Origin of the sequence: Clostridium sp. YIM B02506 (assembly GCF_022324845.1) — a bacterium.
Taxonomy (GTDB): Bacteria; Bacillota; Clostridia; order Clostridiales; family Clostridiaceae; genus Clostridium_T; species Clostridium_T intestinale.
On record NZ_JAKGTG010000047.1, the window covers coordinates 1 to 17,644 of the forward strand.

At 30.3% G+C, this 17,644-nt stretch carries 20 protein-coding genes and 1 pseudogene; 16 read left to right on the forward strand and 5 right to left on the reverse strand.

The annotated features are described in order from the left end of the window. The first annotated feature begins 237 nt into the window (after positions 1-237). The 3 genes from L1S49_RS21910 (at position 238) to L1S49_RS21920 (ending at position 1,905) form a co-directional block, all read left to right on the forward strand. On the forward strand, positions 238-1,014 hold the full coding sequence (locus tag L1S49_RS21910) for an alpha/beta hydrolase (protein WP_238907422.1): 777 nt from the start codon (positions 238-240) through the stop codon (positions 1,012-1,014). Between the two features lie 113 nt (positions 1,015-1,127). Then, positions 1,128-1,301: a hypothetical protein gene (locus L1S49_RS21915; RefSeq protein ID WP_238907423.1), complete on the forward strand. Its 174-nt coding sequence runs from the start codon at positions 1,128-1,130 to the stop codon at positions 1,299-1,301. 1 nt (position 1,302) lies between these two features. Beyond that, positions 1,303-1,905 carry a Fic family protein gene (locus L1S49_RS21920; protein ID WP_073022628.1) on the forward strand — a complete coding sequence of 201 codons (603 nt, stop codon included), beginning with the start codon at positions 1,303-1,305 and terminating at the stop codon, positions 1,903-1,905. A 134-nt stretch (positions 1,906-2,039) separates the two neighbouring features. On the opposite strand, the gene L1S49_RS21925 is transcribed toward L1S49_RS21920, so the two are convergent. From L1S49_RS21925 to L1S49_RS21935, 3 genes are all read right to left on the reverse strand, one after another. Continuing rightward, positions 2,040-2,360: a hypothetical protein gene (locus tag L1S49_RS21925; protein WP_238907424.1), complete on the reverse strand. Its 321-nt coding sequence runs from the start codon at positions 2,358-2,360 to the stop codon at positions 2,040-2,042. A gap of 149 nt (positions 2,361-2,509) precedes the next feature. Beyond that, entirely contained in the window at positions 2,510-2,947 is a 438-nt protein-coding gene (locus tag L1S49_RS21930) for an ImmA/IrrE family metallo-endopeptidase (RefSeq protein WP_021800378.1), read from the reverse strand. A 15-nt stretch (positions 2,948-2,962) separates the two neighbouring features. Beyond that, on the reverse strand, positions 2,963-3,385 hold the full coding sequence (locus L1S49_RS21935; RefSeq protein WP_021800379.1) for a helix-turn-helix transcriptional regulator: 423 nt from the start codon (positions 3,383-3,385) through the stop codon (positions 2,963-2,965). Between the two features lie 217 nt (positions 3,386-3,602). Here L1S49_RS21935 and L1S49_RS21940 point away from each other — a divergent pair, with 217 nt between their 5' ends. From L1S49_RS21940 to L1S49_RS21950, 3 genes are read left to right on the forward strand one after another with little or no spacing between them, the layout of a single operon-like run. Next, positions 3,603-3,806, forward strand: a complete 204-nt coding sequence (locus L1S49_RS21940) for a BhlA/UviB family holin-like peptide (protein WP_238907425.1) — start codon at positions 3,603-3,605, stop codon at positions 3,804-3,806. A 20-nt stretch (positions 3,807-3,826) separates the two neighbouring features. Next, complete coding sequence (locus tag L1S49_RS21945) at positions 3,827-4,009, forward strand: hypothetical protein (RefSeq protein ID WP_021800399.1); 183 nt, start codon at positions 3,827-3,829, stop codon at positions 4,007-4,009. A gap of 34 nt (positions 4,010-4,043) precedes the next feature. Next, positions 4,044-5,078 (forward strand): GH25 family lysozyme, encoded by a 1,035-nt coding sequence (locus L1S49_RS21950; protein WP_238907426.1) that lies wholly within the window; start codon positions 4,044-4,046, stop codon positions 5,076-5,078. Between the two features lie 306 nt (positions 5,079-5,384). On the opposite strand, the gene L1S49_RS21955 is transcribed toward L1S49_RS21950, so the two are convergent. Together L1S49_RS21955 and L1S49_RS21960 are read right to left on the reverse strand one after the other, a co-directional pair. Next, positions 5,385-5,807: a hypothetical protein gene (locus tag L1S49_RS21955; protein WP_073022647.1), complete on the reverse strand. Its 423-nt coding sequence runs from the start codon at positions 5,805-5,807 to the stop codon at positions 5,385-5,387. Positions 5,808-5,885: 78 nt separating this feature from the next. Continuing rightward, entirely contained in the window at positions 5,886-6,830 is a 945-nt protein-coding gene (locus L1S49_RS21960; protein WP_238907427.1) for a phytase, read from the reverse strand. Between the two features lie 486 nt (positions 6,831-7,316). Here L1S49_RS21960 and L1S49_RS21965 point away from each other — a divergent pair, with 486 nt between their 5' ends. From L1S49_RS21965 to L1S49_RS23445, 10 genes and pseudogenes are all read left to right on the forward strand, one after another. Beyond that, positions 7,317-7,727, forward strand: a complete 411-nt coding sequence (locus tag L1S49_RS21965) for a bacteriohemerythrin (protein WP_021800402.1) — start codon at positions 7,317-7,319, stop codon at positions 7,725-7,727. Positions 7,728-7,831: 104 nt separating this feature from the next. Continuing rightward, entirely contained in the window at positions 7,832-9,184 is a 1,353-nt protein-coding gene (locus L1S49_RS21970) for a glucose-6-phosphate isomerase (RefSeq protein WP_021800403.1), read from the forward strand. A gap of 2 nt (positions 9,185-9,186) precedes the next feature. Further along, complete coding sequence (locus tag L1S49_RS21975) at positions 9,187-9,636, forward strand: YaiI/YqxD family protein (RefSeq protein ID WP_238907428.1); 450 nt, start codon at positions 9,187-9,189, stop codon at positions 9,634-9,636. A gap of 52 nt (positions 9,637-9,688) precedes the next feature. Beyond that, complete coding sequence (locus L1S49_RS21980) at positions 9,689-10,858, forward strand: CapA family protein (RefSeq protein WP_238907429.1); 1,170 nt, start codon at positions 9,689-9,691, stop codon at positions 10,856-10,858. A gap of 125 nt (positions 10,859-10,983) precedes the next feature. Further along, entirely contained in the window at positions 10,984-12,990 is a 2,007-nt protein-coding gene (locus tag L1S49_RS21985; RefSeq protein WP_238907430.1) for a triple tyrosine motif-containing protein, read from the forward strand. 56 nt (positions 12,991-13,046) lie between these two features. Beyond that, a complete protein-coding gene (locus L1S49_RS21990) occupies positions 13,047-13,727 on the forward strand; it encodes a lytic transglycosylase domain-containing protein (RefSeq protein ID WP_238907431.1) in 681 nt (226 codons plus the stop codon). 242 nt (positions 13,728-13,969) lie between these two features. Next, entirely contained in the window at positions 13,970-14,152 is a 183-nt protein-coding gene (locus tag L1S49_RS21995; RefSeq protein WP_073022653.1) for a hypothetical protein, read from the forward strand. Positions 14,153-14,326: 174 nt separating this feature from the next. Then, complete coding sequence (locus L1S49_RS22000) at positions 14,327-15,046, forward strand: pseudouridine synthase (RefSeq protein ID WP_238907432.1); 720 nt, start codon at positions 14,327-14,329, stop codon at positions 15,044-15,046. A gap of 311 nt (positions 15,047-15,357) precedes the next feature. After that, on the forward strand, positions 15,358-15,663 hold the full coding sequence (locus L1S49_RS22005) for a YerC/YecD family TrpR-related protein (protein ID WP_021800410.1): 306 nt from the start codon (positions 15,358-15,360) through the stop codon (positions 15,661-15,663). 155 nt (positions 15,664-15,818) lie between these two features. Then, positions 15,819-17,644: pseudogene (locus tag L1S49_RS23445) on the forward strand (UvrD-helicase domain-containing protein); the annotation flags it as partial.

A 17,644-nucleotide genomic window follows, 5' to 3' on the forward strand; every position in this document is an offset into this window, starting at 1 on the left:
ATCCTAATGCTAACGTAAAGTTTGGAATAATAGTTGAAAATGCTGTTGAGCATTATTATAAATATATAAAGGAGGAAGGGGGAAGGCAAGCGTATTAACTTGTATAACCCTCATTAGAATCCTCTTAAGATCTTTACAAGAGAAAGGAAACTTATGGTTTAAATTGTGTGCAATCGAATAAAATGATATAATAAGGGCATATGAAATAAATAAAACTACAGGAAATGAGGAGAAATCATGTCTGAGAAAACAAGTAAAAAATCTTTTTCAAGGAAGAAAAAAGTTTTATTAGTTGTAGCTGTTATTTTAGTAGCCTTTATCATAGGGATTGTAAGATATTTAACATTTTCTCTTCCAGCAGATGAAGAGGCAGTTGCTGCAATGGCATCAAAAAAGGATGTGATTGTAGAGGAGGTAGGCAATACTATTGTATTTAATCCTGTGAATGAAAAGACAAACATAGGTTATATTTATTATCCTGGTGGACAAGTAGACCCTAAAAGTTTTGCTTATGCAGCAGAGAAAATTGCAGAGAGTGGAATTAAGGTAGTGATACAGAAGATGCCTTTCAATTTGGCGTTTTTCGCTAAAGATAGAGCACTTGATGTTATTGATAGTTATCCTGAAATAGATAAATGGTATGTTGGAGGATTTTCGCTAGGTGGAGTTGCTGCAAGTATGGTGGCTTCTGATAATCTAGATAAGTTTGAAGGAATCATTTTATATGCAAGTTATACAACAAAAAAATACTCTTTGGCAAATACTGATTTAAAAGTACTTAGTTTATCAGGAAGCAATGATGGACTAGCTACACCAGAGAAAATTGAAGCAGGGAAAGATTTTTTACCAGCTAGTGCAAACTATATAGAAATACCTGGAGGAAATCATACTCAGATGGCGGTTTATGGTGAAGGTAATTTACAAAAAGGTGATAATGAAGCTGGGTTAAGTCGTATGGAGCAGCAGAAGACTATAATAGAAGATACTGTTAAATTTATTAAAAGTGAAAAATAGCAATTAGATTTTAAAAACTTCTGTATTGATATAATATAGGAGTTTTAGTTGTTTTAACAGTATAAATTTACTTATAAATGTGATATAATAAAGGTATATATGGAGGTGGCATTATGAGTGAAAATGAAAGAATTATAGCTAACACAAATGCAACTATGAGTATGGAAAACATGCCACTCATGGAAGAAGATAAAAAAAGAATAAAAGAGTGTTTGGAAGGAAAGATTTCTTTTCAAGTAGCTGTTGAAAACTTAGTGAAAAAGTATATGAGTAAACAGGTTATGTAGTATGAGTGATTTATACCATTACGAATATGAGCAAGATGAATTTTATTGTTATCATAAATCACATACATTAAAAAATAAATTAAATATAATTGATGAAGAAAAGTTAAAGCAAGCGGAAAGAGAAATTACAGCTTTAAGAACTGCGCAGTTAATGAAAAATCCTATAAAAGGTAAATTTGACTTTAACCATATAAAGAAAATACATGTATTTCTATTCGGAGATATTTATGAATGGGCTGGTAAAGTTAGAATTGTAAATATATCAAAAGGAAATCAGTTTTGTCTTTGTCAATATATCGATAGCCAGATGGAAGATGTACTTAATAAGTTGAAAAAAGAGAAGTATTTAGAAGGTTTGGATATTGTAAATATGTCTAAAAGGTTATCATATTACTTAGGTGAAATTAATGCAATTCATCCATTTAGAGAAGGAAATGGGAGAACTCAGAGAATGTTTATTCAAGAGCTTTCTGAGTATAATGGATATAGATTAGATTGGTCTAAAATTAAGGACGAAGAGATGTTAGAGGCCAGTGTACAATCCTTTAATTTGAAATATGAATTGATGGAAGAATTAGTATTAAGGGCATTGAGTTCTAAATAGCAATTTAGTTTTAAAGCCACAAACAAAGAATTAGTCTTTGTTTGTGGTTTTTTACTATCATTACAAACATTAGTTATTTTAAGAGCAAAAATATATAGTTACGCATTATAAACCAGAAAAAAATTGAAGCTAGTTTAAGATATAAATACTTCAGTCGTTCCAATTATAATAAGTCTATAATGGGCTTTCATTGGTAGTAATCTTTGTTTAGATGAATCAGGCATTAACTTGATAAATTGTATCATATTACTATGATCATCAAAAAGTATTACAAAAGCCATTTCCGTTTTTGAAGTGTTTTGAATTTCATAAATCTTATCTAAAGATAAAGTTAAATCAGATACATCATAAATTCCTTCTTTTATTAAATTTCCTTGAACTGCTAGAGTTTTAATACTAAAAGAATTAAAGAATATACAAATAAAGACTAATGTTAAGACAAATACTTTTTTCATTACACTCACTCCTTTCAGTAGTATAATTTGCAAAGGAGAAAATATTATTCTAACACATATTATTCCAAAAACAGAAAAGTATAGCTATATCTGCAAACATATGTTCTTTTAAAAACAAAAATATATAGATGCACCTGCATCAATCTCTTTTAATCTTCTATATTAAATCTAACTTTTAGTAAAGGAAGAGGAATACTTTCACAACAAGCTATTTGCTCAAGGGTATAACCAGAATATACGGTTAGTATATCTGAAGGAATTAATAACCTTGCAGCAAAATAATTAGCTTGTTTTTCTAATTTATTAACAGAGTAGAAGGTGTTATTAATTAGAAAAGAAGTATTTGCATTAGGGTGAAAAATTGCATGCCCTAACTCATGACCACAGGTAAATAGTTGTTTTGAATATGATAAATCTTCATTTACATGTATCATTTTTTGTCTAACAAACTTGTTATAATACCCATTTATTAAGCCTAATGGCTCTTTTATAATAATTATGTTTTCTCCTTTAGCTATCTCAAAAGGATTATTAGTTTTATATTTTTTTACTAATTTCTCTATCTTATTATCTATATTATCTCTCAATATCCCACACCCCATTTATTTCTTATATTTATTGGGAGTAAATTTATTTTTAGCTATTTGCTTAGCTAATCTCATGGAGTTTTCTAAACTGATTCTAAGTAGTTCTTTAGTTTCTTCGTCAATAGGTTCACCATCGAACATTAATCCTGATTGATCACTTTGAAGTTGTTCTAGGGTTTGACTTAGAGCCTTGCTTATATCTTTTTGATCCTTATTATTTAATTCAGAGGTATAGTTAATATCCTTTTCGTCAGATAAAAGGTAATCAACTGTAATTCCAAAATAGCTCGCTAACTTTATTAATAGTTCTTTACTTGCTCCACGATCATTTCTTTCAATCATTCCTATTGTAGACTGAGATATTTTTAAATCATCAGCCAATTCTTTTTGGGTTAATTTCTTTTTTTGCCTTAAAGCTTTAATTTTATCACCTAACAATTTAATCACCTCTTGTATACATAATAACACTATATGTGATAAAAGCAAGAGTATTTTTAAGAGATATTATGAAAAATAGAGATAAAATACTTTTAATCACTAAAAGTAATTAAAAATAGTACTATTAGTGATTAGGATTATATCACTTTAAGTGATAATATTGTTATATAAAGTAAGAGTGCTCTTAACATAATAAGATTATATAAGGAGTGAAGTGATGGAGAGTGAAATTGTTAAATATATAATAACCCAAGGCATATTCTGTGTTTTATTTGTTTGGCTTCTAATGGATACAAGAAAAGATTCAAAGGAAAGAGAGAGCAGGTATCAACAAACAATAGATAAGCTAGCTAGTTCACTAGGAACTATTGAAGAAATAAAAGAAGATATAGATGATATTAAAGAAATAATTTTAAAATAATTTGAAAAGGAGGTTTACAAATGAAAGAAATAAAAGGTTTATTACAAGTGAAGAAGATAATAGCTTTATTACTAACAATGGTGTTTTGTATTTTAAGTATTAAGCAGAAAGTTAGTTCACAAGAATTTCTCACAGTGTTTAGCCTGGTTATTGCATTTTATTTTGGACAATCTACGGCGAGGCAATCATCTAAAAATGGATAGCTTTTATGTCAGAAATTAAAAGGGGGGAATGTAAATGTTAAAAGGAATAGATATATCAAATCATCAGCCAAGTATAGATTTTAATGCCTTGAAAAATTCAGTACAAGTAGTAATAATGAAGGCTACCGAGGGAACCACATACTTAGATCCAAAGCTAGAATCTCATTATCAAGGGGCTAAGGAAGCAGGTTTTCCAGTAGGATTTTATCACTTTATGAGTGAAAAAACTTCACCTTCAGAGCAAGCTACATTTTTTTATAATGCGATTAAAGGTAAGCAATTTGAAATAATTCCAGTACTAGACATAGAAACTAACTCACAAAATAGGACTGCATATCAGATAACTGATAGATGTTTAGAATTTTTAGCTAAGTTTAAAGAATTATCAGGATTAGATTGTATTATTTATACTGGAGGATATTTTGGGAGAGATAATTTAGAGGGTAGAATCAAAGCATATAAGGCTTGGATAGCTCATTATGGAGTGAATTCTCCAATGGAAACAGGGTTTTATAATGTAGTGGGACATCAGTATACTTCTAGCGGAAGCGTATATGGAATCAATGGTAATGTGGATCTTAATAATTTTACAGAAGGTATGTTTATCAATAAAAATATAGAAATACCTAAGGAAGATATTCCTATTCAACAGGACCAAAATGGATACGGAATAGTAACGGCATCAGTACTTAATGTTAGAGATGGAGCAGGTATTAATTATAGTGTTATAGGGCAATTAAAGAATGGTTCTAGAATTAGGTTAGGGCCCAAGGTTGGAAGTTGGTATAATATATACTTTGGAAATCATGGCGGCTGGGTATCCTCAGAGTATGTTAGCATAGAAGGTTCTCAAATAGTAGAGGCAATTCCTCAAAAAAGTGGAACTTACGGTGAGGTAACAGCATCAGTGCTTAATGTTAGAGGTGGAGCTGGTACAAATTATAAAATAATAGGACAACTTCAAAATGGCGAAAAAGTAAGACTTGATGTCAAGTTAGGTAATTGGTGGAGCATTTACTATGGGGATCATGGTGGTTTTGTTAGTGCAGAGTATATAAAAATATTATAAAGTATAAAGCTCCTGCATCTAAGGATACAGGAGCAAATTTCATTGGAAAGGAGGTGACAAGAATTATTGCCTAGTTAACTCTCTCACAGTTCAGTATATTCATATAAGGGGAATTTTGTTACAAGTTCGGAATTAAATTTAAAATAAAATCTTTTTTGTAGAAGAATGAATAATAAAAGGGCAGAAGTTAAAAGGAATTTAATGTGGCCTGAAAAGAAGCCTCTACAGGTTAGAGGTTAAAAGGAATTTAATGAGGCCTGAAAAGAGGCCTCTACAGGTTAGAGGTGCGTAATGTCACAATATCAATCAAGGTACTCTTTTAAAATAGGATGTTGCTTCCTCACCGTCTGGATAAACAATTAAAAGTGAGAAGTTGTCTTTATCACTGAATTCATAGGAGTTTCCTTCAGTAGTAGCAGATCCTATTTTAAGTATATTATCTTCAAAGGTATAGGATGTGGAAGCTTCGCCTTCTTCATTTTGAATTATTACTATGTTATCATTTTGAAAAGTAACATATAGGTTATCATCAGGATAGAAATTACTAAGATCAGTATCACCTGATAGTCTCCACTTTCCAAGAAAAGGATTGTTGTTTATTTTACTTAAATGCAGTTTAAAAATTAGCCTATCAATAAACTTGTATTGAGAATTAAGATAGCTAGTTCCTAAGAAAATAAATATAATAGAAATTATTAAAGCCAAAATCAGAGTTCGTGTATTTTTCATAAGTCCCCCATATAATACATAATTTGATATATCTATATGTTTTCATACTTATGTTTAAATGTCAATTTAAGGATAGTTTTAAGCAGCATGGATGTATTGAGAACTGTTCCTTAAGCTAATAAACCCATCATATTCCTTACTCCACTTACTCCAACTCATCTTAAATTCCCTACCATTTTCTTTACAGTAGTTATAGAAGTTAAGTAGGAATTTATATCTCTCAGGGGTATAGAATTCTCTAATAGTAACTTCATCGAAGTTTGCAAGTTTTAGCTGACGATCTATAATATCTGTAGCAGAAACTTCATTATAATTAATAAGCATATCATACATAATCATAAAGGTTGTTGTTCTTCCTACACCAGCTTTACAGTGGAAATGAACCCAGGAATCTTTAGGAAGGTTTTTAAATGCCTCTATAAAATAATCAACCATATCATCAGTTGGTAGCCCTAAATCTGTTACAGGAATTCTTATGTAGGACAAGTTTTTTGAAGTAACTAAAGCATCTTCATTAAAAATTTCAGTAGGAATCATACTATTATTAGGGGCTCTATAAACTGTAACAGGAGTATTTAATGGTATGGAACTTAATTGCTTTGTTTCTTTTTCTATTACCTCATCTCTAGTTAATCCTTTATTAACATCATTGTTTAGATTTTTCCAGCTAACAGGAAGACCATTGATAAAACCATGAGATTCTTGACGTAGGTCTACAATAGTAATTGGTTTTGATGTACCTATTTCTTCTAATAAAATAGAAACATTTTTTTCGGAAAATTGCTGACTTCCTGAAATATTTAATTTATCTAATCCCTTCAAAGAGAACTTTTCATTTTTAGTTAAATAAATAGGTGTAGAAGTTTTACGGAAATTTCGTGGAGTAGATTCATTTAAAGAATCTAGTGCTAGCTGAACTTCATCAGATGCAATAGCTGCAGCTGTATCTAAAGACAGAGTAGTAGAAGATAGTGAAATAAAAACCAAGGTAAATGCAAAAAATATGGCAGTACTTTTTTTCAATTATATCACCTCTCAAATAGTTCTATAGGATAGCATTCCCTAAACACAAAAAATTACTATTAACCACGGCCTATGTAATCTATATTAAAAATCAATATTAGTGCTACTATAACCAAAATAAAATAAATAATCATGTCTCTAACTAAATCAAGTCGAATTAATTCTTTTCTAAATTTCATTAATAATCACCTCATCAAGATTATGGACAAACAATTTGAGTTGTATACACCTTAATACTGCAGAAGCGTTTTTTGCTTCATCAAATCATTTAAGAAAAGAATAGATTGACGTTAAAAACAACGTCTACTATGAAGATGTGCACATTATTGCTGTAGCATGTCACGCAGTGACTGCATCAAATTCATTAAGGTCATTGATCCTGTAGAGTTTTTCTAAAAATGAAAATTTACATATAGGCTCTTTTATATTTAATTTAATAATAGTATAATCTACCATAGGGAGTATATTAGAAAAGGGGGCTATTAAATGTTTCAATGGAAAGATGAGTATGTTACAGGTATACAATTTATTGATGAACAACATAAGATGCTATTTGAAATAGCACACAAAGCCTATGATATATACAAAAATGACCTAGTATTAGACAAATACGATAAGATAGTTGAAGTAATAGAAGAACTAAAGGAGTACACTAAATATCATTTTGGGGAAGAAGAAAAGTTTATGGTGGAAAGTAAGTATAAAAAATTCTTTTCGCATAAAATTCAACATGATGATTTAATTAGTGATCTTGATAAGATGAACCTTAAAGATATGGATCATAATCAGGATAAGGCATTATTAGATATTCTTAATTTTGTTTTAGAGTGGATACAAAATCATATTTTAAAAACTGATTTGGGTATGACTGCTGAAATCAAAAAAAGTTTATCATAATCTAAATAACTAAAGGATAAAATACATAGAGCAGCAAGCTAACAATGGTTTCATTATGTTATAATTACGGATGGAACATTAAATATATTCACGGAGGTAAGGAAATGAAAAAAGGATTAACTCTAGACATTACAAAAGCTAAACCATTTTTAAGAGACGAAGAAATAACTAACTTAAGCAGCATAGTTAAAGCAGCACACAAGGATTTACACGAAAAAACAGGTGCAGGCAATGACTTTTTAGGGTGGATTGATCTTCCAGTTAATTATGATAAAGATGAATTTAACAGAATTAAAGATGCAGCAGAAAGAATAAAAGGACATTCTGATGCTTTAATAGTTATAGGAATAGGTGGATCTTATTTAGGAGCAAGAGCAGCTATTGAAGCTATAAATCACTCTTTCTTCAATGTTTTAAGCAAAGATAAGAGAAAAGCTCCACAAGTATTTTTTATAGGAAACAGCATAAGTTCAACTTATTTAGCTGACTTATTAGAAGCTATTGAAGGCTTAGATATAAGCGTAAATGTTATATCTAAATCAGGAACTACTACTGAACCTGCTATAGCATTTAGAATATTTAAAGATTACATGGAAAAGAAATATGGAAAAGAAGAAGCTAAGAAGAGAATATTTGCAACTACTGACGGAAAAAGAGGAGCATTAAAATCTTTAGCTGATGAAGAAGGTTATGAAACTTTCGTTATTCCTGATGATGTTGGAGGAAGATTCTCTGTGTTAACAGCAGTTGGTTTACTTCCAATAGCAGCTAGTGGAATAAATATAGATGAATTAATGCAAGGTGCAGCTGATGCAAGAGATGCATATTCAAGTGATAATGTAGAAGAAAATGACTGCTACAAATATGCAGTTGTGAGAAACGCATTATACAACAAAGGTAAGGTTACTGAAATATTAGTAAACTATGAGCCAGCTCTACAATACTTTGGTGAATGGTGGAAACAACTTTATGGAGAATCAGAAGGAAAAGATGGTAAGGGTATATTCCCAGCAGCTGTTAACTTCTCTACAGATCTTCACTCTATGGGACAATACATTCAAGATGGTTTAAGAAATGTATTTGAAACTATAGTAAATGTTGAAACTGCTAAAAAGAATGTAACTATAGAAGAATCTAAGGAAAATGTTGATGGATTAAACTTCATAGCTGGAGAAACTATGGATTTCGTTAATAAAAAAGCTTTCCAAGGAACTGTTTTAGCTCATAATGACGGTGGAGTACCTAACGTTATAGTTAATGTTCCAGAATTAACTCCATACTACCTTGGACAATTAATATACTTCTTTGAAAAAGCTTGTGGATTAAGTGGATATATTTTAGGAGTAAATCCATTTGACCAACCAGGTGTTGAAGCATACAAGAAAAACATGTTTGCATTATTAGGAAAACCAGGATTCGAAGATTTAAAAGCTGAACTTGAAAAAAGATTACAATAATTATGAGAATTCTGATTGACGGCGATGGCTGTCCAGGAAGAAAGATCATAGAGAAAGTTGCAAGGGAATTTCAAATTCCCTTGTTCTTATATTGTGATATTCATCATAGTATAACTTTAGAGTATGGAGAGGTTAAATATTTAGATAGCGGATTTCAATCTGTGGATATATTTTTAGCCAATGTGACTAAAAAAGGCGATGTTGTAGTTACAGGAGATTATGGATTGGCATCTATGATATTAGCTAAGGAAGCCATACCTGTAAATCCAAAAGGAATGGTATATAATAAAGACAATATAGATAGACTACTTATGGAAAGGCATATATCAGCAAAAGTTAGAAGAGGTGGGGGAAAAACCACAAACCATAAAAAGAGAACCAAAGAAGATGACGATAATTTATATAAGGCTCTAAGAAACATTGTTCAAAATATGGTCCAGACTAAAATATAAGCTGTGTAGTAAAACAATCTACATAGCTTTTTTTGAAAAGGAGTATTGTGATTTGAGAAGAGAAAACATAAAAAAGAGAAGAAGAAAAAAGAGAAAGAGAATATTATCAGTAGTTCTTATAATAGGATTACTATTAATTATAATTCCAACTGCATTTGTAATATCTAAAAACATTCTTGAAAAAAACATTTCTAAAAATCAAGATAAGACACCTGAAGAAGATACAACTCAAGATGAAAAACCAGTTGAACCAGTAAAACAAGATGTGAAAGAAGAAGTTATAATATCTGCAGCTGGAGACTCAACTTTAGGAACTGATACAAAGTTTTCAGGAGAAACCTTGCCTGCTGTATTTAACACTACGGGGAAAAACTACGCTTATTTTTATCAAAATGTATATGATATATTTTCTAAGGACGATTATACTTTTGTAAATCTTGAAACCACCTTTACTGATGCAACGGCTAAAAAAGATAAAGGAGCACCTCCTTATTATCATTTTAAAGGGCCTAAGGACTACGTAAATATACTTACCTCTGGCAGTATAGAAGGTGTCACTGTAGCTAACAATCACATATACGACTATGGACAGCAAGGTTTCAATGACACAATAGAAGTTCTAAAAGGTGCTAAGGTAGACATAGCTGGAGAAGGATATAAAATAGTTAAAGAGATAAAGGGAATAAAGTTTGGGTTTTTAGGTTATCAAGCTTGGAGTGACACTAAAGAGTTAAGAGATAAGATAAAAGCAGATATAGCTGAACTTAAAAATAGTGGCTGTGAAGTAGTAATTCCATATTTTCATTGGGGGATAGAAGGACAATATAAACCCTATGATGTTCAAGTTAATATAGGAAGATATGCTATAGATAGTGGGGCTGACTTAGTATTAGGATCACATCCTCATGTAGTTCAAACCTTAGAAAACTATAAGGGAAAACTTATAGTATATAGTTTTGGTAACTTCTGTTTTGGAGGAAATAATAATCCTACAGATAAGAGAACTTTCATATTACAAGCAAAACTTAATTTCACAAATGGAAAATTAGAGCAAACAAGTTTTAAAGTGATACCTTGTTCAGTATCCTCAGTAAATAACAAAAATGATTATAGACCAACTCCTATGAAGGATCAAAATAAAACAAACTTATTAAAATTTTTAAATGAATTATCTCCAACACTTAATGGAGAGATAAAAGACGAATTTTTTCAGATACAATAAAATTTAACACTAATATGTCATAAAAGAGAGTTTTTCTTCGTTAAAAACTCTCTTTTAAACAATTCATTTTGTAGCAAATAATGGTATAATACTCTTGGGTAAATATATTTGAGGAGCGAATGAGAATGGATGAGATTTTGTTAAAGTTTAATAGAGAAAATCCTATTAGTAAAGAAGAAGAAATAGAAATACAAGTTGAAAACAATACGGATGAAAATCTAGAATACAAGTTCATTTTAGGTAATTTCGGAATATGGACAACCTTAAGAGAATTTTCATCTGAATCAGTATATAAATGGATTCCTACAGAAAACGGCAGCTATATTTTCATGGTTCAAGGCAAAAAGAAAGATAGCTCAAAACCCTTTGATTATTTATGTAAGGGTGAAATTTTAGTTGGGGAAGAAGAAGAAAAAATAATTAAAAATGTCTTTGTTAATTCTCACGAGTTACAGGTGGGAGAAAAAATAAGTATAGAAATAGAAAGTTCTAAAAGACCTGTGTTATTTAGATTCTGGAAAAGTGGCCAAAGAGGTTGGGAACTTATAAAAGATTATTCTCCAGAAAATAGCTTGATTTTTACTGCTAGTGAAGAAGGAAATCAAGAGATATTAATAGAGGCTAAGGAGCCAGCATCAGAAAATAACTTTGATGACTTTTATTCAGTAAAATACAAGGTGAATCCAAGAGCTAAGGTTGAAATATCAAACTTTAGATGCTTAACTCAAGACTTATTATGTGGGGAAGAGTTAAATTTTCAGGTTGAATCTAAGGGGGAAGAAACCTCCACAATGCTTTATAAGTTTGTAAAAATCAATGAAGAGGGAAAAGCTTTATGTATTCAAGATTATTCCTCTAAGACAATAGTGAGTTTTTCAGAGCAGGAACCTGGTGAATATAAACTTCTTTGTTTAGCAAAAGATATATATTCAAACAAGGAACATGATGATAGAGCCCTAATGGTTTATACAATAAAAGCCTATAAACCTATACTCATAAAGAGCTTCACAACAGATTTAGCTTCACCTCAAGTAAATGGAGCAGCGATTTTACTAAGAGCTTTTGTAGAAGGTGGAAAAAATTTATTATATAGATTTAAGATAGATGGAACCTATGGGGAAGACTCTGGATTTATAAAGAACTCAACATATTTATGGAAGAGTAAATCAGAGGGAGAATACAAAATAACCCTTTATGTAAAAGATGCAAGCTTTGAGGGTGACTATGAAGACACTGTAGCTATGGAATATTTTATAGATAGAAAAAGTGCCAGAACAATTAAAATTACCGATGTAGTTATGGATAAAGATAGCAACTATTTAGTTGGAGTACCTATAAACATAAAGGTGTTAGCTGAAGGTGGATCATCGCTAAAATATTCATTTACAGTTCTTAAGAATAAAAAAGAAATAGAAAAAGTAAATTATGGAACCGCAAATTGGGTTAACTTTACACCAGAGGAATCTGGAGAGTATGAAATGGAAATACGTGTAAAGGATAAATATTCCCCAAAGGAATATGATTGTCATAGTGTAGTGTACTTTGATATAATAACTTATATACCTGGTAAGATAGATTATATTTTATTTCCATCTAGAGAATTTTATATGGTTGGAGATGATGTTGAGCTTGAGGCAATAGTTCAAAATAGTCAATCTACCCTCATTAATTACATCACAAAAATAAATGGACATGTAGTTGAAGAGACAGGTTTTATTAAAAATAAAAAATTAAAATTGACACCTAAAATTCCTGGGAAATATACCTTTGAACTTTATGCCAAAAACATAAAATGCCAAGGGGAATATGACACCAAAAAAGAGTTCCACATATATATAAACGACTCTGCACCAATTACAGGAACAAAGATAATTTCTAATAACATTAACTTCAAGTTACAAGATGAAATTAACTTTAATGTAGAATGTAAGGGTGGAAAAGATGTATGTTATGAGTTTTATATAATGGAAAGAGGGAATTGGGTTAGAACTCAAGGCTATAGCAAAAAGTCATATTATAGCTTTAGACCTTTCGTAGCAGGTAAATTTAAGATATTAGTTTTAACAAAAAGTTATTATAAAAAAAATGCCTATGAGGATTATGACATCATTGAATTTAAAGTTTCAGAATGATTAAACGATGAATTAACTAGAAGATAAATAACTATAAAAAATATGGAGAGATGCATATGAAAATAGAGAATACTGAACAAATGTTAGCTATGACCATGATGTCATCCATACTAAAGCAATCAATAGGAAATAGTCAGTCCTTTGACATAATACTTCAAGGATTATTACAAAGTATGGATAGTGATAGTAATAATATACTTAGCAGTTTACTGAATAATCCACTTGGAGAATCTATAGGTGGAAGCAGTAGTTCATTAAGTGATTTAAACACTTTAAACTTAAAATCATATTTAAGTCAAGGTGTAGACTCAGCCTATAAGGGAACTGATGCTACAAGACTTAGAATAGAAACAGCAGTAAAAAGTGCTTCTCAAAAGTATGGTGTAGATGAAAACTTAATTAGAGCAGTTATAAAGCAAGAATCTGATTTTAATCCTAAGGTAGTTTCAAGCGCTGGAGCACAAGGACTTATGCAGCTTATGCCATTTAATTCAGAAGCATATGGACTATCAAATCCATATGATATTGAAGGTAACATAAATGTTGGTACTCAAATGCTTAAAAAACTTATAGATAGATATGGAAATTTAGATATGGCTTTGATGGGATATAACGCAGGGGAAGGTACTATGGCAAAAAGAGGAGTAACCTCACCAAGTGATTTATATAAAATGCCAGCAGAAACAAGAAATTATGTAGTTAAAGTAACGAATTATTATAAAAATGGAATATCTTAAAGAGTATTAGGCTAGTGCAAATTATTGTACTAGCTATTTTTATTGCACGGATAATTAGATAATTATCTAAACAACTAATTACTTGATTATCTAAGTATCTAAGTATCTAATTACTTAATTATTTAATTATCACCGTAGTTATGGGAGTACGGTGATAATTAGATAATTAGGTAAAAGTTATATTCATCATCTCAACTTTAAAACCATATAGTATTAGAGTTAAAGAAAGAGAGGTTGAGAACATGAATAAAAATGAAAATGAACCCTTCGATGTTAAAAAGACCTTTAATATCAGAAGATCCACAGCGGAGATGATAATAGAATTAAAATTAATCCATCCTAACATAAATATTAGATATAATATATTAATTGATGAAGCTATAAGACATTATTATGAACATATAAAAGAAAAAGGCGGATTTTAGAGAGGATAAATGATAGAATATTAGATATTAAATTACAGAAATGAGGGAGCTATCTAGAAAGTAATTATAAAAAATATTATATTTAGTTGACAATTAACGCCTAACAAAGGACAATTAGGTTAAATTTGAAAATTAGTATATAATTTTATATAAGTTTAACTAGGAGGTTTCTTAATGGAAAGATTAGATAAAATACTTTCTAATTTAGGTTATGGAAGTAGGAAAGAAATAAAGTCAATTGTGAAAAAAGGATTAGTAGAAATTGACGGAAAACTTGCAAAAGATAATGGAATGCAAGTAGATCCTGAAGCAAGTGTAATAAAAGTGAATGGTGAAGAGATTGTATATAAAAAATACATATACTTAATGATGAATAAGCCTGATGGGGTGATTTCAGCTACTCACGATAAATATGATGAAACAGTTGTGGACTTATTGTATGCAGAAGATGCTATATTTGAGCCTTTTCCTGTAGGTAGGTTAGATAAGGATACTGTAGGATTACTTCTTTTAACGAATGATGGTGAGCTAAATCATAAATTAATATCGCCTAAACACCATGTTGATAAAGTTTATTATGCAGAAATTGATAAAGGTGTTAATGAAGAGGATATAAAGGCTTTTGAAAAAGGGATAGTGCTAGATGATGGTTATAAATGTATGCCTGCAAAATTAGAGATTATTGAATCAGAGACTGAGGGGGCAAGGGTACATGTAACTTTGCAAGAAGGGAAGTTCCATCAAGTTAAAAGAATGTTTGAAAGCGTTGGGAAAAAGGTGGTTTATTTAAGAAGAATATCCTTTGGAGGGTTACCTTTAGATGAATCTTTAGAAGAAGGTGAATATAGAGAGTTAACTGAAGAGGAATTAAAAGTATTAAGAAGAGAAGATTAAAAGCACTATTTTAAATAACTATACTATACCTATCGAACGTTTACAGAAAATGAGGTAAAATCATTCATGTAGACAAGAAGATACAATATTTTTTTCAGAAATTCCTTGCAATTAAGTACAAGTTAACATATAATATTTTTGCAAGGATAAATAAAAGGAATAAATAGCCCCCTTTTTATTTATTGCTTATTGCTAAAACGCAACCTAGCCCCAAGGGTTGCGTTTTTGTTTTTATCTTTTACTTTACTACTTTACTTTATTAAAATATAATAAGAAGTAAAGACGAATGTGCGACTAAAGGAGTGTATTTTATGGATACTTATAAGTCAAATTTAAAAAGCAAAGAAATGGATTATCTAATGGAAGCCATTTTAAGTTTAAAAGATAAAGAAGATTGTTATAGATTCTTTGAAGATATATGTACAATAAATGAGATTAAAGCAATTGATCAAAGGATTCAAGTTGCAAGGATGCTTAAGGATGGTAAAACTTACACTGAGGTTGCAAAACTTACAGGGGCCAGTACCGCAACCATTAGCAGAGTTAATAAGTGTATCAATTATGGAAGCGATGGATATAATAGAGTTATTAGCAGAATAGATTGGAATGAAGATTAAATCATGGGAAATTTTTATTAATATGTTAAATTTATAGTTTCAATTATGATATAATGAAATATAGTTTATAATATAAAGAGGAATATGGATATATTCCTCTTTCTAATTACATAAGAAAGAACATACTTTCTTATTTAGTATTCAAGGAGGTTAAAATGGATCTGAAAAAGTTATTAAATAAAGAGCAATATGAAGCAGCTACCACTATAGAGGGGCAGGTTCTTATATTAGCAGGAGCAGGTTCAGGAAAAACTAGAGTTTTAACTCATAGAATTGCCTATATGATAGAAGATAAAGGGATAGCACCATATAATATCTTAGCTATAACATTTACCAATAAAGCAGCTGGAGAAATGAAGGAAAGAGTTAAAGCTTTAATTGGGGATGAAGCAGAAAATATGTGGATATCTACCTTCCATTCATCTTGTGTAAGGATTTTAAGGAGAGAAATAGAAAAGTTAGGATATAAAAAGGATTTTACTATTTATGATTCCTATGACCAAAAGTCTTTAGTTAAGCAATGTATGAAAGAACTTAACATAAATGATAAAGATATAGAAGATCGTGAAGTCTTATCTAAAATAGGTAAAGCTAAGGATGACTTAAAAAATCCATCCTCTGTAACCTTAGAGAGTCAAGGTAATTATAGAGAAGAAAAAATAGCTCAAGTTTACGAATTATATCAAAAAAAATTAAAACAAAACAATGCCTTAGACTTTGATGATTTAATTTTTAAAACAGTTGATTTATTTAGAAAAGAACCAGAAGTTTTAGAATTTTACCAAAGAAAATTCAGATATATAATGGTAGACGAATATCAAGATACTAATAAAGCCCAATATGAGTTTATCAAACTTCTTGCAAAGAAGTTTAAGAATATCTGTGTTGTTGGGGATGATGATCAATGTCTAGCAGAGGGGACATTACTTAGAGATATTAATGGAGAAAAAAAGGTAGAGTCATTAGAAGCTAATGCCCCTGTTATTGGAGCAGCAGGTAGAGGAGAAACGGTTGAATATAAAATTGATAAGATAAAGGAAAAGGAATATAGTGGTCCAATAATTAAAATAGATACTGAGGGTGGGAGAAGTATAAAAGCAACGCCTAACCATATGGTATTTGGAAAAGTAAATAGTGAAAAGGGCTTATACTATGTATACCTTATGTATAAAAATGGGTTTGGTTACAGGATAGGGCAAACATCCAGCTTAAGATCAAGAGATGGAGAAATGGTAAACGGATTATTTGTAAGGCTTAATGGAGAAAAAGCAGATAAAATTTGGATTCTTAAAGTGTGTAAGGATAAAAAGGAAGCAAGTTATTATGAACAGTATTTCTCTAGTAAATATGGAATTCCTACAGTAGTTTTTTATGCGAAGGGAAGAAATATAACTTTAGAACAGGAAGATATAAACAAATTATTTAAAGAAATTAATACCTATGATGCAGCTGATAGATTGATGGAGGAAAATTTTATATCCAATGAATATCCTCATCACACTGCTGGAGCTATAATCAGGGGCGAGACATCAAGAAAAGCTATAAATATAAGCTTTTTTGGAGGCAAGAAGGGAAATGAAAAAGGGTATTACTCACATAGGATATCATTGAATACTAGTGGAGAAGAAGAGAGAGGAAAGTGTGATTCTCTAGGCTTTAATACTAGAAAAGGACAAAGAAATACTTGGAGAGTAGAAACAGAGAGAGCTGTTTATGATGATGCTGAGTATTTTGCTAAGAAGTTATCCCAGGTAGAGAATGCTTATTATATACTTAGAAAAGCTAGATTAACTGAAGACGAAAGTTATAACTTTATGCCTATAGGAAGTTTAAAAGAGGGTATGGGTGTACCAGTATATGATGAAGGAAAAATTGTAGATGATAAAGTTGCAAATGTTAGTGTTATTAACTATGAGGGAAAGGTTTATGATATAGATGTACCTCATTTAAGACAATATGTTGCAAATGAAATAGTTGTTCA